This is a genomic window from Thalassospira australica (assembly GCF_000763295.1).
GTDB classification, from domain to species: domain Bacteria; phylum Pseudomonadota; class Alphaproteobacteria; order Rhodospirillales; family Thalassospiraceae; genus Thalassospira; species Thalassospira australica.
The window spans coordinates 100777-120726 of sequence record NZ_JRJE01000020.1 but is presented as its reverse complement, the minus strand read 5'-3'; the positions used below and the strand labels follow the sequence as shown (position 1 = coordinate 120726).

The 19950-nt window shown below is 55.2% G+C and carries 21 protein-coding genes; 11 read left to right on the top strand and 10 right to left on the bottom strand.

Annotated elements, in window-relative coordinates:
* Window positions 1-48 precede the first annotated feature (48 nt).
* Window positions 49-240 (top strand): hypothetical protein, encoded by a 192-nt coding sequence (locus tag JF44_RS20325; protein WP_156111643.1) that lies wholly within the window; start codon window positions 49-51, stop codon window positions 238-240.
* Here JF44_RS20325 and JF44_RS0109670 read toward each other — a convergent pair.
* Complete coding sequence (locus JF44_RS0109670) at window positions 237-1148, bottom strand: PhzF family phenazine biosynthesis protein (RefSeq protein ID WP_033068766.1); 912 nt, start codon at window positions 1146-1148, stop codon at window positions 237-239. The two genes, JF44_RS20325 and JF44_RS0109670, sit on opposite strands and share 4 nt — an antisense overlap.
* Window positions 1149-1220: 72 nt before the next feature.
* Between JF44_RS0109670 and JF44_RS0109665 the strand changes: the two genes are divergently transcribed.
* Window positions 1221-2162: a LysR substrate-binding domain-containing protein gene (locus JF44_RS0109665; protein WP_033068765.1), complete on the top strand. Its 942-nt coding sequence runs from the start codon at window positions 1221-1223 to the stop codon at window positions 2160-2162.
* Window positions 2163-2199: 37 nt separating this feature from the next.
* Window positions 2200-2559: a DUF952 domain-containing protein gene (locus JF44_RS0109660; RefSeq protein ID WP_033068764.1), complete on the top strand. Its 360-nt coding sequence runs from the start codon at window positions 2200-2202 to the stop codon at window positions 2557-2559.
* Between the two features lie 214 nt (window positions 2560-2773).
* On the opposite strand, the gene JF44_RS0109655 is transcribed toward JF44_RS0109660, so the two are convergent.
* Both JF44_RS0109655 and JF44_RS0109650 read right to left on the bottom strand, forming a co-directional pair.
* Window positions 2774-3088: a hypothetical protein gene (locus tag JF44_RS0109655; RefSeq protein ID WP_033068763.1), complete on the bottom strand. Its 315-nt coding sequence runs from the start codon at window positions 3086-3088 to the stop codon at window positions 2774-2776.
* Window positions 3089-3401: 313 nt separating this feature from the next.
* Window positions 3402-4517: an NADH:flavin oxidoreductase gene (locus JF44_RS0109650; protein WP_033068762.1), complete on the bottom strand. Its 1116-nt coding sequence runs from the start codon at window positions 4515-4517 to the stop codon at window positions 3402-3404.
* Window positions 4518-4686: 169 nt separating this feature from the next.
* Here JF44_RS0109650 and JF44_RS0109645 point away from each other — a divergent pair, with 169 nt between their 5' ends.
* The 5 genes from JF44_RS0109645 (at window position 4687) to JF44_RS0109625 (ending at window position 8119) form a co-directional block, all read left to right on the top strand.
* Window positions 4687-5067: a winged helix-turn-helix transcriptional regulator gene (locus JF44_RS0109645; RefSeq protein ID WP_033068761.1), complete on the top strand. Its 381-nt coding sequence runs from the start codon at window positions 4687-4689 to the stop codon at window positions 5065-5067.
* A gap of 87 nt (window positions 5068-5154) precedes the next feature.
* Entirely contained in the window at window positions 5155-6285 is a 1131-nt protein-coding gene (locus JF44_RS0109640; protein ID WP_033068760.1) for a quinone-dependent dihydroorotate dehydrogenase, read from the top strand.
* A gap of 140 nt (window positions 6286-6425) precedes the next feature.
* Entirely contained in the window at window positions 6426-7307 is an 882-nt protein-coding gene (locus tag JF44_RS0109635) for a TIGR01459 family HAD-type hydrolase (protein ID WP_033068759.1), read from the top strand.
* A gap of 40 nt (window positions 7308-7347) precedes the next feature.
* Window positions 7348-7821, top strand: coding sequence for a hypothetical protein (locus JF44_RS0109630; RefSeq protein WP_052065694.1), 474 nt, complete (start codon window positions 7348-7350; stop codon window positions 7819-7821).
* Window positions 7822-7888: 67 nt separating this feature from the next.
* Window positions 7889-8119, top strand: coding sequence for a hypothetical protein (locus tag JF44_RS0109625; protein WP_238318419.1), 231 nt, complete (start codon window positions 7889-7891; stop codon window positions 8117-8119).
* A 68-nt stretch (window positions 8120-8187) separates the two neighbouring features.
* Here JF44_RS0109625 and JF44_RS0109620 read toward each other — a convergent pair whose 3' ends face one another.
* Together JF44_RS0109620 and JF44_RS0109615 are read right to left on the bottom strand one after the other, a co-directional pair.
* Entirely contained in the window at window positions 8188-9072 is an 885-nt protein-coding gene (locus JF44_RS0109620) for a DMT family transporter (RefSeq protein WP_033068757.1), read from the bottom strand.
* 166 nt (window positions 9073-9238) lie between these two features.
* Window positions 9239-10093: a D-amino-acid transaminase gene (locus JF44_RS0109615; protein ID WP_033068756.1), complete on the bottom strand. Its 855-nt coding sequence runs from the start codon at window positions 10091-10093 to the stop codon at window positions 9239-9241.
* A 376-nt stretch (window positions 10094-10469) separates the two neighbouring features.
* Here JF44_RS0109615 and JF44_RS0109610 point away from each other — a divergent pair, with 376 nt between their 5' ends.
* Complete coding sequence (locus JF44_RS0109610; protein ID WP_156111642.1) at window positions 10470-11378, top strand: arylamine N-acetyltransferase family protein; 909 nt, start codon at window positions 10470-10472, stop codon at window positions 11376-11378.
* A 107-nt stretch (window positions 11379-11485) separates the two neighbouring features.
* Here JF44_RS0109610 and JF44_RS0109605 read toward each other — a convergent pair whose 3' ends face one another.
* The 5 genes from JF44_RS0109605 to JF44_RS0109585 all read right to left on the bottom strand — a co-directional run bounded on the left by JF44_RS0109605 (window position 11486) and on the right by JF44_RS0109585 (window position 15383).
* The gene (locus JF44_RS0109605) at window positions 11486-12265 is read right to left on the bottom strand and encodes a substrate-binding periplasmic protein (protein WP_238318418.1); all 780 of its coding nucleotides are present in this window, start codon (window positions 12263-12265) and stop codon (window positions 11486-11488) included.
* 125 nt (window positions 12266-12390) lie between these two features.
* On the bottom strand, window positions 12391-12777 hold the full coding sequence (locus JF44_RS0109600) for a c-type cytochrome (RefSeq protein WP_033068755.1): 387 nt from the start codon (window positions 12775-12777) through the stop codon (window positions 12391-12393).
* 243 nt (window positions 12778-13020) lie between these two features.
* On the bottom strand, window positions 13021-13404 hold the full coding sequence (locus JF44_RS0109595; protein WP_033068754.1) for a VOC family protein: 384 nt from the start codon (window positions 13402-13404) through the stop codon (window positions 13021-13023).
* A 2-nt stretch (window positions 13405-13406) separates the two neighbouring features.
* Window positions 13407-14570, bottom strand: coding sequence for a hypothetical protein (locus JF44_RS0109590; RefSeq protein WP_033068753.1), 1164 nt, complete (start codon window positions 14568-14570; stop codon window positions 13407-13409).
* 207 nt (window positions 14571-14777) lie between these two features.
* The gene (locus JF44_RS0109585; RefSeq protein WP_238318417.1) at window positions 14778-15383 is read right to left on the bottom strand and encodes a TetR/AcrR family transcriptional regulator; all 606 of its coding nucleotides are present in this window, start codon (window positions 15381-15383) and stop codon (window positions 14778-14780) included.
* Between the two features lie 226 nt (window positions 15384-15609).
* On the opposite strand from JF44_RS0109585, the gene JF44_RS0109580 reads away from it, so the two are divergent.
* Both JF44_RS0109580 and JF44_RS0109575 read left to right on the top strand, forming a co-directional pair.
* Entirely contained in the window at window positions 15610-16749 is a 1140-nt protein-coding gene (locus JF44_RS0109580) for an efflux RND transporter periplasmic adaptor subunit (RefSeq protein WP_238318416.1), read from the top strand.
* An 11-nt stretch (window positions 16750-16760) separates the two neighbouring features.
* Window positions 16761-19907, top strand: coding sequence for an efflux RND transporter permease subunit (locus JF44_RS0109575; protein ID WP_033068751.1), 3147 nt, complete (start codon window positions 16761-16763; stop codon window positions 19905-19907).
* Window positions 19908-19950 lie beyond the last annotated feature (43 nt).

Genomic DNA, 19950 nt, shown 5'->3' with positions numbered 1-19950 from the left:
ACATCGGTTTGAGGCATCGTCAAGGATCGGGTTAAACCGGCGGGGCAGATGAAAGAAATCAAATTTTACCGCTGGGTAAAAAATGATGCTTTCGCGCGGGGGCGGGGCGATATTTTACCTGTGGGTAAATATTTGCTGTTCGGCTTTGTTGTTGCAATGCGTGCGGTGGTAACGCGGTGGGAGCGGTGGCGCTTCCGAAGATGGCTTTGCAGAAACGCCACAAAAGCACGGTTGGCTTAAAGCGTAACCTCAAGGTTTTTCATCACCTTGCCTTCGCCGCCCGCCATGAGGCCGGTGATGCGGTCGTCTTTAAGATCCAGCGTGACCGTGATCAGGCTGGGGGATGGGGGATCCATGAATGCGCCCTGACTGATCCGGAAGGTGTGTTTTTTGATCTTGAGGTGATCAAACAGCACGCAGGCCAGCGGGCCAGCCGCCATGCCGGTGGCGGCTTCCTCAGTAATGCCATAGCGCGGGGCGAACATGCGGGTGGTGGCATCAATCCCCGCATCATCGGTGCCGGTGGTGAAGATGTAATAGCCGATCAGGTCGAGTTTCTCGCTGATGGCGTTGATGGTGTCCTGATCGGGCGTGATGTTGGCAAGCGTCGCCTGATCTTTCACCGCGATGACGATGAAGTTGTTGCCGGTGTTGACCAGAACCGGCTGGGCGCGGTCATCGAGATCATCTTCGCTGATCGACAGTGAATTCAGGACAGCCTCAAGCGTTACGCCGTGATCAACCCATTCGGTTGCCGGGGTGTAGGTCGGGGCCAGTTGCTCCATATAGGCCATGCCGTTTTCAAGGATGATTTTGCGCGGGCCATCGACGGTTTCCTTGGATGTTTCGCCATCGCCAAACCGCCCGAGTGAGGCCAGATAGGAAAAGGTTGCAATGGTCGCATGGCCGCAATGGGCAATGCGTTTGGTCGGGGTGAAGAAATCAAGCTTGATGCCGCATGTGTCGGATTTCGAAACGAAGGCGGTTTCCGACAGGCCGACTTTTTGCGCGATCAAAAGCTTTTGCGCGTCGCTGTATTGGTCGGCGTCCAGCACGACACCGGCCGGGTTGCCGCCCTGATTGTTTTTGACGAACGCATTGACGATCTGCACCGGGACGGTTTTGGGTGTTTCTTGAAATGTACTCATAACTCTGTTCCTGCTAAAATCTGTGTTACGCCGATACTGGCAGGAATAGTGCGAGAGTGAAGTCATATACACATGAAGAAAACTCATGAAAGATCGCGCGAGAATTTAATCGCCAGGGTCAATCAAAACGCCCCGCTTCTGGTGGCCATTGCCCGTGAAAACAGTTTCAGCAAGGCGGCCGAAAAGCTTGGTGTGCATCAATCGGCGATCAGCCACCGGATCAATCTGCTTGAAGAGGTGCTTGGCTTTTCCTTGTTTGAGCGCACAACCCGCCAGATCACGCCAACTGCGCAGGGGCGCATTCTGTGTGCGGCGGCAGGTGACGCCATCGGCCATTGGGACGTCGCATTCGACAAGTTGGAAAAGTTCGAAACGCAAGGGGCGGTGCGCTTGTCGGTTTCATCCTCCTTGGCGATGAAATGGGTGTTGCCCCATTTGGCCGATGCGCAGCATTCCGGGCTTGAGATTGCCCTTGATGTCAATGACCGCCCGGTGGATTTCAAGGCGGGGGTGATCGATGCGGCAATTCGCTTTGGCGTCGGGCCGTATCCCGGCCTGCATTCGACCCTGCTTAAAAAGGCCAGGATCGTGCCGGTCGCCCGCCCCGGTTTATGCCCCGGTTTATGCCCCAGTCTATCTGATGATGGTGCCACGCTTGAACAGTTTGCAGAACAGCCTGACGCCATGTTTCTTAAGGATACAACCGGCGAGCAGGATAGTACGGATTTCAGCTGGGCCTATTACCTTGCAAAGGCGGGGCTGCAGCTGGATCACGATAAACGCCAGATCGTGTTCGAGCGGGCCGATCTGGTGTTGCAGGCCGCAATCAACGGCATGGGGGTCGGGCTTGGCAGAACACTTTTGGTCGAAGGCGATATCGCCCAGGGGTTTTTAAAGCCCGTGGGCCCGACGGTGCCGATGAAATCGGCCTATTGGCTGGTGTGCAATCCTGATTTCGCCGGGACGGAACGCCATGCCAGGCTTTTGGGCTGGTTGAAAACCAAATTGAATTAGGCTTGCCGTATCGTGCCGCCCTGCCTAAATTCCCCTCATGACAAAAACAACAGACACCACGATTTACCGCGTACTGGGTTCGGATGAATGGGCAAAGGCCCTGTCAGACGGGCAGTATGTTGGCGCGCCCCATGATATTGCCGATGGCTTTATTCATTTCTCGACCGAAGATACGTTGGCGGCAACGCTTGCGCTGCATTATGCTGGGCGCGATCATTTGAAGCTTCTGCGCGTTCCCATCGCTGCGATTGAATCCAAACTGAAATGGGAACCCGCACGCGGCGGCACATTGTTCCCGCATCTTTATGATGTTCTGTCGGTTGAGCATGTCGCCAAGGTCGATGATGTTCGTCTCGACGATGACGGCGTGCATGTTCTGCCCGAAGATTTGCGCTAGGGCGCACCTTAGGCATAGGCAAGTGGCCCCATAAAAAACCGGGCAGAGCCAATAATGGCCTGCCCGGAAGTTTTTAGTCGGGACGATCATGTCGTCGAGGGGGCGTGTGCCGTGTAACTGGCAACACGCATGATGATTTCTGATCTGCAAGCCAGGCCGGATTGCGCAAGCCCCGCCCGTGTGCGTGGGGCGCGTGGGGCGCTGTTTGGCCCGCTTACCTCAGGATCGCAGACATTTCCGTATAGAAATACATAAAGCCCGTGATCAGCACAGCGCCGGAAAAGGCATAGGCCATGATGGTCGGCAGATAGCGTTTCCTTGGCGATTTCTTGAGCTTGGCCGGGTCGTCGACCAGATAATTCGGACCGCGCAGAATGACGGTTGGTTTTTCAACCTCGTCGTTCGATGCCCACTTGTGCCGGTTTTCAGGCAGGTCAACCTTTACGCGCTTGCGCCGTTCGGGCTGCTGTTCCATTGCGAATGCCATGTTTGATGCGCGTTGGGTGAACGCGACTGGTTCGTTTTGCATGACATTTCTCCTTTCTGGCGACGTGGTGACTTTTGATGTCACCATCCTATTCATTTGCCAGAAACATACTATACGTCAGTATGTTGTTTTCATGTTGTCGAATTGTAGGCGGTTGTGTTGATCAGCTGCTTTAGCAATTGAGGGTGCATGGGGTTTTGACCCCGGGTTCGGCACCTTGAGCTTGGAGCTGTGGGCTGAAGTTTTAAAAGCCGTGCATGACAAAACGGGCAGCATCGCCAACGATGCTGCCCGGTTCTTTTTTGCGTTCGGGGTGGGGAGCGCAAAGGAATGTCACATTTTATGGGGCGTTGGGTTAAACCAACTCGCCCAGTGCGGCGGCGTTGAAATCTTCGAGCTGATCAAACGCACCGCTTTTGACCTTGTTGGGCCATTGGGCATCGGTGATCAGCGCACGGCCAACCGCAATCAGGTCGAACTCGTTCTTTTCCATGCGCTCGATCAGGTCGTCGATGCTCGATTTTTCCGAGGCTTCGCCAGAGAACAGGGCACCGATGAAGTCCGATGACAGGCCGACAGAACCAACCGAAATCGTTGCCGCGCCTGTCAATTTCTTGGCCCAACCAGCAAAGTTCAGGCCCTTTTCACCATCAATTTCGGGGAATTCCGGTTCCCAGAAACGGCGTTGTGATGCGTGAATGATATCCACACCGGCCTCGACCAGCGGGGCCAGCCAGGAGGTCATTTCATCTGGCGTGGTGGCAAGGCGGGCGGTGAAGTCCTGCTGTTTCCATTGGCTGACGCGCAGGATGATCGGGAAGTCCGGACCAACTGCGGCCCGCATGGCCGCAACAACTTCGCGGGCAAAGGTCGAACGTTCGGCAATGGTTTTGCCGCCAAAGCGATCGGTGCGCAGGTTGGTGCCCGACCAGAAGAACTGGTCAATCAGATAGCCGTGCGCGCCATGGATTTCAAAGGTATCAAACCCGGCGTTCTTGGCATCAAGGGCGGCCTTGGCGAAGGCGGCAATCGTATCGGCAATGTCTGCATCAGACATGGTGTTGCCACGCTGATCATCCGGCCCGACAAGGCCCGACGGGCTTTCGACCGGTGCGCCCGGTTCCCACCCATCCGGGGTGCGGGTGGAGCCGGTATGCCAGATCTGTGGGCCCATTTTGCCACCTGCGGCATGTACGGCATCGGCAACGGCCTTCCAACCGGCCATCGCTTCATCACCATGGAAGAACGGAATGTCCGGAAGATTGCGCGAAGCGGGGCGATCCACCACCGTGCCTTCGGACAGGATCAGGCCAACGCCACCTTCGGCGCGCTTGCGGTAATAGTCGGCATTGGCCGCCCCCGGAATGCCATCAGGTGCCTTGTTGCGGGTCATCGGCGCCATGACGATGCGGTTGGGCAGTTCAAGGGTTTTAAGCCGAAAGGGCTGAAACAGAATATCGGTATTGCTCATCACGGAATGCTCCGGTTTATGAAAGTCTATGATGGCAACTAGATATATGTTATATACTTGGTGTCAATTGGGCACCTTGAAGAAACCAGGTATACTTCAAGAAACTGCACATCAGTGGTTGAGGGCGGATTGACCCGGAATTTACGGCAAGGAAGCAAAGGAGCCGGCCATGGAAATGAAGGAATGCTCGGTAGAGTTTCATGCAAACTGCCCGTCGCGCCTGTTGCTTGATCAGATCGCCGATAAATGGTCGATGATGATCCTGGCCGTGCTTGCGGATGGGCCGCTGCGGTTCAATGCGATCAAGCGCGGGCTTGAAGGCATCACGCAAAAGGCCCTGACCCAGACGCTGCGCAAACTGGAACGCAACGGCATTGTTGCGCGCCATGTCATTGCCACATCACCGGTCGCCGTCGAATATGAAATCACTGATCTTGGCCGCAGTCTTTTGGGGCCGTTCAAGGCGCTTTATATGTGGACCAGAGAAAACATGCCCGAGGTCGAAGCGGCGCGTGCCGCGTTCGATGCACGCATGGAAGAGACAACCTGAGCCCGTTATTTAACGCATTGATCCTTGCCCCGGCGGGCACGGGCGCGTAAGAACAGGGCATGTCTTTACAAGCACGGAGTGTGACGCGTGGGGTGGTATAAGTCACTGGTTTTGCCGATTGTCCGCTGGATCGATGCCGAGACTGCGCATGGTCTGGCGATCTGGGCGTTGAAAAACAATCTGGTGCCGCGCGCGGATGACGCGGCGGACGCAACCCCGATGCTTGAGACCGAGGTTTTCGGGCGCAAATTTGCCAATCCGGTCGGGCTTGCAGCGGGTTTTGATAAAAACGCCGAGGTGCCCAATCAGGTGCTGTCGCATGGGTTTGGTTTTGTTGAAATCGGCTCTGTCACGCCATTGCCGCAACCGGGCAACCCGAAACCCCGTCTTTTCCGGCTTTATTCCGACCGGGCGGTGATCAACCGCATGGGCTTTAATAATGACGGGGCGGAGCTGGTGGCCATCCGCCTGCGCAAACGCGCGCGCCGGGGCGTTTTGGGCGCCAACCTTGGCAAAAACAAATATTCCGACGATGCGGCCGATGATTATGCCAAGGGGGTCGAGGCGCTTGGCCCCTATGCCGATTATCTGGTGGTTAATGTATCCTCGCCCAATACGCCGGGTTTGCGTGCACTACAGGGCCGTGCCCCGCTTGAGAAGCTTTTGAAAGCCGTGCTTAAGGCGCGCAATGCCTTTGCCAAGGGGGTTCCGGTGTTGCTGAAGGTCGCACCGGACCTGACCGAAGAAGATAAATCCGACATTGCCGCCGTGGCGCTTAAGGTCAAGCTTGACGGCATGATCGTTTCAAACACGACAATTGATCGCCCGGTTGGCTTGAATTCCTATGAACAGGATGAAAAGGGCGGTCTTTCCGGCCCGCCCTTGATGGTCCCGTCGACCAAGGTTCTGGCGGATTTTTATCGCCTGACCGAAGGCAAAATTCCCCTGATCGGGGTGGGCGGCATTGCATCTGGCAAGGATGCCTATGAAAAGATCCTCAATGGCGCGTCGCTCGTGCAGCTTTATTCATCGCTGGTCTATCACGGGATGGAACTTGTCAGCGACATCAAGGAAGACCTTGAACGGCGCTTGCGCAAGGATGGCTTTACCAATGTGTCGGACGCCGTTGGTGCCGCCTTTCCGGAAATATCGGGCAAGAACATCCCGGTCGATGAGGCCCGCTCCGCACGCGACGCCGAAGCCGCCAAGAAAGATTGAGTCTGGACCCTACGGATGGATGCCCGCCTGCGCGGGCATGACGGATAAACTGTTTTCCTGTCTGGTCTGATACCGTCATCCCCGCGAAGGCGGGGACCTGTGCCAGCAGGTGTAGTCGCCAATTAAAAACGGAAACACAAATGCCCACCACCCCATATGACATGATCAATGGCCTTTCGGACGTGATCGAAAAATATGACGCCGTGATCCTTGATTTGTGGGGCGTGGTGCATGACGGGGTCACACCCTATCCAAGTTCGATCCCTGCAATGACGGCCCTGCGTGATGCCGGGGTGCCGGTCGCCCTTTTGTCCAATGCACCGCGCCGGTCGTCGGTCGTGACGGCCCGGATGGAAGATATGGGCATTGCGCGTGATTTATATGGCCCGGCGGTGGCATCGGGCGAAATCGCCTATGCGCAGCTCGTCTCGCGGTCCGATCCCTGGTATGCCAAACTGGGGCGCAAGGTCCTGATGGTGGGGCCGGTGCGCGACATGTCGATGTTTGAAAATCAGGATGTCGAAATCGTCAAAACGGTTGAAGATGCTGATTGGGTTCTGGTCACCGGGCCGAACGACGATCATGACCCGGTTTCAAAATACGAAGATCTTCTGCATGCGCTAAAAGCGCGTGATCTTCCGGTGCTGTGCCCGAACCCGGACCGTGAAGTGATCCGGGGTGGGGAACGCATCATCTGTGCCGGTGCAATCGCCGGACGGTATGAAGAGCTTGGCGGCAATGTCCGCTGGGAAGGCAAGCCTTTGGCAAGTGCCTATGACTTCTGCCTGCAGATGTTTGACAAGGGCCCGGATGCCAAATTGCTTGTCGTGGGTGACAGCATCTCGACCGATATTGCCGGATCGAACAATGCGGGCCTTGATGTCGCACTCGTGACCGGCGGTATTCACGCCGATGAACTGGGCGCCCCGCGTGGCACGCTCCCGACGCGTGAGAAGCTGGATGCGCTTCTGGAGGCTACGGGGCGTCACATCACCTATGCGATGGGGGATTTTTGCTGGTGAGCGATCCGCTCATTAATGACTAATTTACTGCGGAACTCGAATGGTTACGTTGGCTAACGTTTATGAAAAGTTTGGTGAGGTTTCTGAAGCTGCACAGCTTCTGGAAACTGAACTTGGAACAATGTTGCTTGAAAATGAATGTTTAGATGCAGACCTTATTCGAAGGCCCGATACTGCAAAAGCTAGTGAGATTCTCCAAAAGATAAACAAGCATACCCTAGGTCGTTTAATTTTTGCCCTGAAGGCAAAACAGAAAGATTTGGCAGTTTCCGCGCTAATGCTTGAGAAGGCACTGGATGCACGAAATTTCTTGAGCCATTCCTTCTATCGGCATCACAACTTCCGGCGAAACTCTCCTGAGGGTCGCGAGCTAATGTTGAACGACTTAGAGCGGTTGCATCGCGAAATCCTTGACGCCTATTTGGCTCTATTGTCTGCTAGTGGTGTTAATATGGATGAGCAAATTGCTTCCGGCGAGAACTCGCATCTTCCGATTAAATGGGTGAAAATTTAGCATTTTGTCCAGATGAGGGGCAGTCTGCCGTGTTCTGCATGGAAGCGGATAGTCGAAGAGGCAACAGGTGATTTCGATCTGGCGTTTTTGGAAAAGAAGGCGTATGCGCGAGATAACGATTAAAGAATTGGCAGAAAAAGTCAGTCAGAAGAAAGCCGAGATGGGCTATTCTGGCGGTGGTTTCGTGCAGCCAAATTCTGGTCGTCGCCGCACCGAAAGCAAACGCGCCTTGCTGCGCAATATTGCTGCTGCTGCCAAGGGACGCGGCGAGGAACCGACGTTCAAAGCTAATTATTAAGCCGTTTTTTATCGCCAATGGCTGAACCCGCTTTCTGATGGAAAGCGGGTTTTGTGTTTTGGGACGGTTTATTCGCTGTGTGCGGCAACCTTGCTTTCGCGGAAGATGACGAACAGGCCGCTGGCGGTAATGATCGCGGCCCCGACAAAGGTCAGGGCGTCCGGCGTTTCGCCCCAGAACAGCCAGCCGAGTGCTGTGGCCCAGATGAGGGCTGTGTAATCAAACGGGGCGACTGTCGGGGCCTCGGCAAAGCGGAAGGCCTGGGTGATCATGGTGATGCCGCTTGAGCCAAAAAGTGCAATCGCGACAAACAGCCAGATGTGATCGGGGTTTACCGGTTTCCAGACAAAGCCAACCATCAAGCCGGTCAGAATGGCACTGGTCAGGCTAAGATACAGCAGAAGCGTCCACATGCTTTCGCGGGTATCGACAAAGCGCGCACTTAACATCAAAAGCGCATAGGCCAAGGCCGTCGCCACAGGCAGGAGCGAGATCAGCTCAAACGCAGCAGCGCCGGGGCGGACAATCACCAGAACGCCCAAAAAACCGACACTGACCGCAAGCCAGCGTCGCCAGCCGACCTTTGCGATGAAAATTGCTGAAAGTGCGGTGATAAACAGCGGGGCGACAAAGGCCAATGCGGTTGCCTCGGCCAGGCCCATGTGATGGATGCTGGTGAAGAACATCACGGTGGCGGCAATCCAGATCACGCCGCGCATGAAATGCACCCCGACACGGGTGGATCGCAAGGCCCGATAGCCGCCCAATTTAAGGGCAAGCAAGAAGGCAAAGGGCAGGGTGATTATGTTGCGCAGGAAAATGATCTGGATCGGGGAGTAATGATCCATCAGGCTTTTGGCCAGCGCATCATTGATGCACAGGGCCGCCACACCGCCGCACATCATCATGATGCCGGTCAGGTTCTGCTGGCGCGTTGGGGCGTGGGTGGTCACTGGTGGCTTCCTTTGTGGGGCGGATAACTCCTTGAGCTTTAACACCGACGCCGTCCGCAATGAAACAAAAACGCCGCCCAGTACCGGGCGGCGTTTTGCGGTTTGATCGACATTGAGGAGACGATCAGATCAAGGCTGTATATCGGGGACGCGAAACTTGGGCTGATCAGAGCGCCATTTTGCGGTTGGCGTCGATGTAAATCTCGCGCAGGCGCTTGGCGACCGGGCCTGGCACGCCATCGCCGATCGGCGTGTCATCAATTTCGACGACCGGGCAGACAAAGGCCGAGGCGGAGGTCGAGAAGGCTTCTGCTGCATTTTGGGCCTCTTCGACCGTGAAGTGGCGTTCTTCGACCTTGAGCTGGAGTTCCTCGGCACATTTCAGAACCGATGCGCGGGTGATGCCGTGCAGGATGTCGGTTGAAAGTTCGCGGGTGACGATGGTGCCGTCCTTGGTGACGATATAGGCGTTGTTGCTTGACCCTTCGGTGATGAAGCCATCAAGTACCATCCATGCGTCATCCTTGCCCTGTGCGGCGACGTCGGTTTTGAGAAGCGACGCATACAGCAACTGCACGGTTTTGATGTCGGACCGGCGCCAGCGGATATCGGGGAAGGTCATGATTTTCTGGCCGCGTTCGGCCAGCGGCGAGTTGATCAGCGATTTGCTTTGGGTGAACATCACAATGGTCGGCGGGGTGGTTTTGGAAATCGCGAAATCACGATCGCCGGCCGACCCACGCGATACCTGCAGATAGATCAGGCCTTCGGTGATGTCATTGACCTTGACCAGTTCGCGGTGCGCTTCAAGAAGCTGGTCAATATCGGGTTTGAAATCGAATTTCAGTTCCTTGAGCGACCGTTCGAGGCGCTTCATATGACCCATAAAGTCAATCAGCTTGCCATCAAGGACCGAGGTGACTTCATACACGCCGTCGGCGAACAGGAAGGATCGGTCAAAAATCGAAATCTTTGCGTCAGTTTCCGGCAAAAACTCGCCGTTCACATAAACAGTGCGCATGGTAACTTTCCTGTCTGTCACGCGGATCTGTTGCAATCCGTCATGGATGGATGAGCGACGTTTCCCCAAGACCCGTTCGCGCAGAAAAAGCCTTCGCGATCGTTGGTATCTTCGCTGTCTAGAGTCTCAAATATCACAGTGCGACGCAATCTGTCGCGCAAAAGCTCTATATCGTGCGTGTAAAAGGTGAAATCTTGCTTTTTGAGGGCGTCAATACGGTCAAGTATGATCAATTTGATCGGTTACTTTGATATTTATTCGCAGATTATTCGATTTGATAAAATGTATGTTTTTTCCTTTTGACCTTAACATTGGTTAAGGTTCTATCGTCCTGTTCCATGAGATGAGAAACATCGTCAGATAATGGAGCCTTGTGATGAACAGCCCCCTGCCAAATTCCGCGACCATGCCCGTTCTTGCGGAAGAAAAGAACTTGCAAAGCCGTATCGATGCCAGTTGGGCGCAACCCTTGCCACGTCCAAAGCAGGAAGTCGATCTGGATGCCTATTTTGCCCGGATCGGCTATGACGGGCCGCGTGAAGCCACGCTGGAGGTTTTGCAAAGCCTGCATGCGTTGCATCCGGCGACCATCCCGTTCGAGGCGATTGACGTGTTTAACGACAAACCGATCAGCATCACGCCCGAAGATGTCGACCGGAAACTGATCCATGGCGGACGTGGCGGATATTGCTTCGAACAAAATTCGCTGTTTCGCCGGGTGTTGCGCAGTCTTGGTTTTGCCGTCGAAGGATTGGCCGGGCGGGTTTTATGGGGGTATGAGCCGGGCGATATGCCGCGCCCGCGCTGCCACATGGCAAATCGGGTGACGATTGATGGCGAAGCATGGCTGGCCGATGTTGGCCTGGGCGGATGTGTGCCGACCGCACCGCTGATGCTTGATGTGGCGACCCCGCAGGTGACCGCGCATGACACATATCGCGTGATCAAAGGGGAGCACAGCTATCACACGGAACTTGAACGCGACGGGGTGTGGAAGCCGGTTCATGAAATTGATTACGCCCCGGTGGCTGATATCGATTACGAGGTGATGAACTGGTATGCGTCCGATCATCCCGACAGCGGTTTTTGCAAGACCCTGATGGTCGCACGATCAGCACCCTTTGCGCGCTTTACGCTGTTGAACAATCGCCTGACCATCCGACTGGTTACCGGCGAGGAAGAGCAACATAAACTTTCGGTCGGGGATATCTCGCAGACGCTGGAAGATATTTTCGCCATTACGCCGAATGCCAGCTGGAAGATCGCATTTTCACGATTGGTATAGCGCAAGACAGTCGCAGCGACTGTGCGGTGCTTGCGGCTTTATGCGTTGATGGGATGGTGGGGGCAATATGGTCTCCGCCATTTCCCGTTTCGGTTGCCGGGCAATGGTTAATACCGCATGACAAGTCCGAATTGATCGACCAATTGGGCAAAAGTGCCATTTCCCTGCACTTCACGAAGGGCCGCGTTAAAGCGCGCCAGAAGGGCGTGATTATTCGGGTAATTCTTTGACGTCATCAGGTGCAAGGCCGCGTCTTCGACCAAGGGTTTGGGCAATGTATAGAAATTGGCCGCGATTGCCGGCGGGAACAGTGTTTTGATTGAATGCCAGCCAACCGTTGTTGCCGCGGGGACAAGATCAATCCGCCCGAGTTGCAGACGTTGGAAATTCTGTCTTTCGGAATGGGCGTATTCAACGATAAGTCCGGCTTCTTCGAAAAGTGGCTGGTAATAGTACCCCTGAATACCGCCGATACGCCACGGGAGCAGGTCGGTTAGTTCGTCGTAGGTTTCAGGGGGTGGTCGCCTATTTACATCGTCCGGGGTGCGATACGCAAAAAAGTGAGAATCCGCAACATAGAGCGGGTCGGAAAACAGGAAGCCCATTTCGCGTTTAGCATTGCGCGTATAGGGGATCGCGCCCCATGCACCAAGATCGCCAACCTCTTGTTCGCAGCGTTTCCAGGGCAGGATTTTGACCTCGAACGTAACGTCCATTTCCTTGCCGATTTCGGCAAGCAGGGCCGGCAGGAAGCTGTTTTCAACCTCCTCGTTGATGTAGGGGGGATAGATGTTGGTCGCAATTACCAGTGATTGCTGCGCAAGCGCAATTATGGGTGCGCACATCATTGCCGCAAGGACGAAAAATAGCCGGTAAACCACGATCATTGACGTGCCCCATACACATACTGGTGTGGTGTATATGGCGTGTCCCTGGTGCATTTCTAGGGTTGCATAAGTTCCTTGAAATGTATTTTTTGCGATTTTTGCGGCGACTTTAACGCCAAGCGGAATTATTGCCCGTTATTTGCATTCGCTTCGCGGGTCAGGGTTTCCATATAAGACAATAAATCGGCAATGTTTTCCGGGGTGAAGGAAAATTCCGGCATAGTCATGTTGTCATGTGAAACCGTGATGCCCTCGGCCAGTGCTTCTTCAAGGTTTTCAAGCGGCCAGCGTTGCCCGAAACTGGCAAGGGCCGGGGCGCTGGTCACGTTCGGATCGGGCAGGGGATCGCCTTCGAATTTGGTATGGCATTGCAAGCAGGTCTGTTCGGCAATCGATTGCCCGCGTTCAACATCACCATAGACCTCGCCCTTGTGCGCCATATAGTCGCCAATGCCCCACATGCCGGCGGCAACAACGCCGGTCACAAGAATGACAAGGCTGGTTTTCTGCATGGTGGGCTCCCCAAGGCGGTTGTTTTTGTTGATCTGAGGTCAGTTTAACCGCGCAAAGTAACGAATTTCCTAAGGCGAAAACGGCCGCAAATCAGATGCCCTGCGCCGTGGGGTTTCAGTCGGTTCTGGTGTGCGTTATGGAGGCCATGTCCTTACCATAAGCCAGAAACAAAACTGCCAGGGGTCGATAGCAACCGTTTTTAGGTCGGGGCAGGTTGGGTGAGGCCAGCGCCGCCAGCGCCGCTAAGGCCCGTCGGAAACGAATGCGCGGCTGGAAATCGAAACCGGATTGCCTGATGGATCCCTGAAATTGGCAAACTGATAGCCGTCTGCCTGATGCACGGGGCCAATCGCAAGTCCCTGTTCGATCAATTTCTGGCGGAAAAACTCGACATCCTTAACGTCAAACACCAGTTTGACCAGAGACTGGCCTTGTTTCTGGCCCTTGCCTGCGGCATGAAGCATCAGGATCAGTCCGCCGTTTGGCGGGCGCAGTTCGATGATGCGATCACCGTCCTTGGTGATGACGCGATAACCAAACAGCTCGGCATAAAACTGCGCGACGTCTTCAGGTTTTTTGGTGTAGATGACAACCCGGCTGCACGATGGCGTTGCGTGATTGATCATGCCTAGCTGCCATCTGCAGTGCGAAAGACGGTAAGGCCATTGACCACAACTCGGCCATCGGGCAGCAATTGGCCATCATATTCGGTGGTGCCCTGTGGGCCGGGGCGTCCGGCGGCAAGGCCGTCGACGGCAAAGGGCACAAGCGCCCCCAGAAGGGTCGGGCTTTCAGGGGTGCCCAGAAGGTCCACCAGTTTATCCTGGCCCAGAAGTTTGAAATCAAAATCGCCGGTAAAGCCATATCGTGCCGCAGCCTGGGCGATGAATTCACCGCTTCCCAAGGCTTCCAGCCCGCGGGATTCGACATAAAATTCATCCACCTTGACCGGTGCGCCGTTTTGGGCGGCCTTTTTCCAAAGTGCATCGCCAATCTGGCGGCGGGCAAAACGCGGGGCGGTGCCCGTCAGGATGTCATGAAACCCTTTTTCAATGATCGGCTGGGCATCAGACCAGGGCAGGCCATCGCTGCTGGTTTTGACCCGCACGGTGCGCGGCTGAAACAGGCTGGGCAGCCATAACCCGTCATGGGCGTAATCAAGATGGGTTTCGCCATCCTGGCCGGGATAGAGCGTAAAGCTTGCCGATTTGATTGATCCGCGCTTTTCGCGGTTTGGGCCGGTCCATTCCGCCCCTTGCCAGGCAATGCGGGCCAGTTCGGGCAACCATTGCACGATCAGGCCATTCATCATCCAGATCTTGCGGGTGACCGGTTCTTCGCCAACCAGAAAATCGGCAAAGCCATCAAAGGTCACCGGGACGTTTCGCGCAGTGTTCCAGCGCAGATAGCCGCCGGCGTTGCGCAGGGTCAGGTCGCGCTGGTCGCTGGTTTTTTCCGCCTCCATGCGGGCCCGTTCAGGCAGTTTGACGTCAAGATCAATCTGATCGGCATTGTCCGTATCGCGCACGGTGACAAGCACATCATCCATCACCAGTTCGCGGGGATTGGCATAACCGCTAAGATCAAGGGAAATGGCGTCATAGACCAGTTCGACCGCATTGCCATCAATTGGGCGGGCGTCAACTTCGGTCGCGGAAATGCCCGATTGCATCAGGATCGCGTCAACAGCCGTGCGGGCATCATCAACAGAAATGGCATGGGCAGGCTGGCTTGCGACAAACATCGAAAGCGCACAAAACCCGGCATGAATGAATGGAAGACGCAGGCCCATAAAGTGATTCCCCATAAATGGTGCAGCGCATCTGTTACGCGCAAATCTGTTTGGAACACTTCTTAATGTGTAGCCCAATTTTGGTGATGATAGGGCAAAACTTATCGTGATCCGGATCGCGGCAAAATGGTCCTGACAGGATGCTGTCAGGAGGGGTGGGCTACAAGTGCCTGACGACAATCACAAACAAGGGAGTAATGGCTGACCTTAACTGCCACATCCGACTGTGTCGCGATGGTCAGATGTTGTCAGACCGCACAGGAAAATATCGACGGCGCACGACACCCTTTGTTCGATCTGTTCATTCGTCATCGGGGGGCGGGGGTTGTGTTTCATGAGGCGCGATTGCCAATCGCCAATCACCATTGCTTCGAAGATTTCTGCGGCATGATCGGGGTTGTCGATTGTGATGCGACCAAGTTTTTGCTGGCGCGAAAGGTAATCTGACAGATGTTTGCGCGTGCTGTCCGGGCCGATTTCAAAGAATTTTTCGATCAGGGGTAGAAAGTGCTGGCCTTCGGAGTACAGAATTTGGGTGAAGCGTGATACTTCCTCGGTTACAATCTTTTTGGCCAGTTTCGTGCCGAAGTCCGTCAGGGCATCACGAGGAGGGAGATCGGTTTCCAGCGAAATATGCAATTCCGCGGAAAACTCCATGCATCGTTCCATCATAACGGCTTCAAAAAGGCCGTCTTTTCCGCCGAATGCTTCGTAGAGCGTTGTGCGCGAGCCACCCGATCGGGAAATAACGTCATTCAGTGTCAGGCCTGAGAACCCTTTTTCAAGAATGAGTGTCCAGGCAGCATCCATCATGGCGCGGCGTCTTGCCGACCTGCGAGATGACTGTGTTTCGTGCTTTTCTGACGTGTGGCTCATTAATCTTGTTTCGGTTGTTTTTGGCTCTTGATCGTGCAGTGCACAATGTGTACTGTACCGTACAGTATTTGTAAATGCAATGGCAAAGCGCATTCATCTGCCTTGCCCGGACTTAGAAGGAATAAGCATTTTGTCCATGCGATCTTGTTTGAAAATTGCTGGTATGGCAGCGCTCGTGGTGATGGTAGCAGCCTGCAGCGAGCAGAATGATGGCGCCGGTCAGCAGGCAGGCGCACAGCAACAGCCACAGGCAACCCCGGTCAGCACCGTTGAGCTCAAAGCGCAGACCGTTCCCCTTGTCGAAGAGATGCCGGGCCGTACTGTCGCCTATCGAATGGCCGATATCCGCCCGCAGGTCGATGGCATCATCAAGGAACGCAACTTCACCGAAGGTGGGTTCGTTGAGGCCGGTCAGCAGCTTTATATGATTGATCAGGAAGTTTATCTGGCGCGTGTTGATGCCGCGCAGGCCGAACTTTCGCGCCAGCGTGCGATCCTTGATCAGGCGACCAAGACGCGCAAGCGTTATGACCCGCTGATCAAATCACAAGCGGTCAGCCAGCAGACCTATGATGACGCGGTTGCCGCCGAAGCACAGGGCAAGGCAGCGGTTGCTGCAGCCCGTGCCGAACTTGAGCAGGCGCGCATTGATCTGGCCTATACGACCGTAACGGCACCGATTGCCGGACAGATTGGATCGTCGGATTATTCCGAAGGTGCGTTGGTGACAACCAATCAGTCGGCAAAACTGACGACGATTACCCAGCTTGATCCGATCTATGTTGATGTGACGCAGGCCGGTGGCCGTTTGCTCAAGATCAAAGAAGCGATCAAGAACGGCCGTATCAAGGGGGTCGAGCAGGGCCAGATTGAAGTATCCCTGATCATTGATGCGACTGGGGCGGAATATCCGCATAAGGGGACATTGCAGTTTTCCGACGTGACGGTGAATGAAACCACCGGCACGGTAAGGTTGCGCGCTGTCTTCCCGAACCCGGACGGAACCCTTCTGCCGGGCATGTTTGTCCGAGGTGAAGTCCGTCAGGGACGTATCGAAGACGCGTTCCTTGTGCCGCAAAAAGCGGTCATGCGCCGCCCTGATGGTACGGCATATGCCTATGTCGCAGCAGACGGCAAGGTCGTGTCCAAGGATCTGACAATCGAACAATCGCAGGGTCAGGACTGGTTGGTAACCGCGGGTGTTGCGGAAGGCGATCAACTGATTGTTGATGGCATTCAGCGTATCGCGCCGGGGGCGTCTGTTACGCCTCAGCCGCTTGAAGCTGCCAAAGCCGCCGAATAAGGGTTTATTCAATGGCAAAATTCTTTATTGATCGCCCGGTATTCGCTTGGGTTATTGCCCTGGTGATTATGTTGGCGGGGGGACTTTCGCTTTGGCAGTTGCCAATCGAACAGTATCCATCGATTGCACCGCCATCGGTGCAGATTGAGGCAAGCTATCCCGGTGCGTCGGCCAAAACTGTTGAAAACACGGTAACCCAGGTTATCGAACAGGAAATGAATGGCCTGGACTATCTGCGCTATATGTCGTCGAATTCGTCGGCAAACGGCCAGGCATCGATTACCTTGACCTTTGAGCCCGAAGCTGATCCTGACATTGCGCAGGTTCAGGTGCAAAACAAGCTGCAGGCAGCCATGTCGTCACTTCCGACTGAAGTGCAGCAGCAAGGCGTCAACGTCAGCAAATCATCAGGGTCATTCCTGATGGTGGTCGGTTTTGTGTCTTCGGACGGTTCGATGAATGCCGAAGATCTTTCGGACTTTGTCGTGTCGACGGTTGAAGACCCGCTCGCGCGTGTGAATGGTGTCGGTTCGGTGCAGGTGTTTGGTGCGCAGCATGCGATGCGCATCTGGCTCGATCCGCACAAAATGCTGTCCTACAACATGACCGTAACCGATGTCAGTTCTGCCATTCAGGCGCAGAATACAGAAGTTACTGCCGGTCAAATCGGTGGTGCGCCGTCGGTTCCGGGGCAGCAGATCAACGCAACCATCACCGCCCAGAGCAAACTGCAAACGGTCGATGAATTCGCCAATATTTTGCTGAAGGTCCAGACAGACGGATCGCAAGTCCGTCTTGGTGATGTGGCTCGTATCGAAATCGGTGGTGAAAGCTATGAAGTCGTTGCGCGTTACAATGCGCAATCGGCGACAGGTATCGGTATCAACCTTGCGACCGGTGCGAATGCGCTTGATACCGCCGAGGCCGTAAAGGCCCGTCTGGCGGAATTGCAGCCCTTCTTCCCGCAAGGTGTTGAAGTTGTCTATCCGTATGACACCACACCGTTTGTCGAGGTTTCGATTGAATCGGTTGTGCATACCCTGTTTGAGGCGATCGGCCTTGTCTTCCTTGTGATGTTCCTGTTCTTGCAGAACTGGCGAGCGACCCTGATCCCGACGATTGCGGTGCCGGTGGTTTTGCTTGGAACGTTCGGGATTCTTGCGGCGTTCGGCTATTCGATCAACACCCTGACCATGTTCGCCATGGTTCTTGCCATCGGCCTTCTGGTGGATGACGCGATCGTTGTTGTCGAAAACGTTGAACGCGTGATGCACGAAGATGGTCTTCCGCCGCGCGAAGCAACGCGGAAATCCATGGGCCAGATTACCGGGGCGCTGATCGGTATTGCGCTGGTTCTTTCGGCGGTGTTTGTGCCGATGGCCTTCTTTGCCGGATCGACGGGGGCGATTTATCGCCAGTTCTCGATCACGATTGTGTCGGCCATGGCGCTTTCGGTTGTGGTGGCGATTGTCCTGACACCGGCACTTTGCGCGACCATGCTTAAACCGTCGCACACCGATCCGAGTGCCAAAAAGGGCCCGTTTGGCTGGTTTAACCGTGGCTTTGATCGAACCAACCAGTTCTATCAGGGCAGTGTCGACCATGTTGTGCATCGCAAATGGCGTTATTTGTTCGTCTATGTGATCCTTGTCGGCGGTCTGGCGGCCTTGTTCATCCGTTTGCCGGGATCGTTCCTGCCAGATGAAGACCAGGGCATCATGTTCTCGATGGTTCAGCTTCCGGCAGGCGCGTCACAGGAGCGCACGGTCGAGGTTCTCAAGGAAATGGAAAATCACTTCCTGACCAACGAGAAAGAAAACGTCAATGGCCTGTTTACGGTTGCCGGCTTCTCCTTTGCCGGGAGCGGTCAGAATGCGGGTATTGCCTTTATCAATCTGAAAGATTGGTCGGAACGTACCCGTCCGGATCAGTCGGTAAGCGCGGTGATCGGGCGTGCTTATGGCGCCTTTGCCCAAATCCGCGAAGCCATGATCTTTGCCTTTGCCCCGCCTGCGATTGTGGAGCTGGGAACGGCAAACGGTTTTGACCTGCAACTGGTTGACCGAGGTGGCAACGGCCACGATGCACTTATCGCAGCCCGTAACCAGCTTTTGGGCATGGCTGGACAGGACCCGCGTCTTGTTGGTGTGCGCCCGAATGGCCTCAATGACATGCCGCAGTTCAACATCCATATCGATCAGGAAAAGGCCAGTGCGCTCAATGTTAGCCTGGCTGATGTGAACAGCACTCTGGCGACGGCCTGGGGATCGAGCTATGTCAACGACTTCATTGAAAACGGCCGGGTGAAAAAGGTCTATATGCAGTCGGATGCGAAGTACCGCATGATGCCTGAAGACCTTGATTACTGGTATGTCCGCAACGGGATGGGCGAAATGGTGCCGATTTCGGCATTCGCCACGACCGAATGGGACTATGGGTCGCCGCGTCTGGAACGCTTTAACGGCCTGTCATCGGTTAACATTCAGGGGTCGGCTGCCCCGGGCGTTGCATCGGGCGATGCAATGAACGCAATGGAAGAACTGGTTGCCAAGCTTCCCGGTGGTGTCGGCCTTGAATGGCAGGGGCTGTCCTATGAAGAACGCGAAGCAGGCGAACAGGGACCGGCATTGTATGCCCTGTCCATGATTGTCGTCTTCCTGTGTCTGGCAGCGCTTTATGAAAGCTGGGCCATTCCGATCTCGGTCATGATGGTTGTCCCGCTTGGTGTTCTTGGGGCGGTGATCGCGGCCTTGCTGCGCGGTCTGCCTGATGACGTCTACTTCCAGGTCGCCATTCTGACGACAATCGGTTTGTCGGCCAAGAACGCCATCCTGATTGTCGAGTTCGCCCGCGAACTTTACGATCAGGGCATGGGATTGCTTGAGGCAACCGTCGAAGCGGCGCGTCAGCGTCTGCGTCCGATCATCATGACGTCGATGGCGTTTTCGCTTGGCGTCGTGCCGCTTGCGATTTCGTCCGGCGCTGGTGCCGCTGCCCGTGTGGCGGTGGGGACAGGCGTTTTGGGCGGAATGATTGCCGCAACCGTGCTTGCGATCTTCTTTGTGCCGCTGTTCTTCGTCTTGATTGTTGGCACCTTTGCCAAAAGCCGCACCAAACGCGGCGAGGTCAAGGCGACCCACGAACATCCGGCGGAATAAAATTCAAGGCCAGCCCTGAAAAGGGCTGGCCTTGAAGGGCATC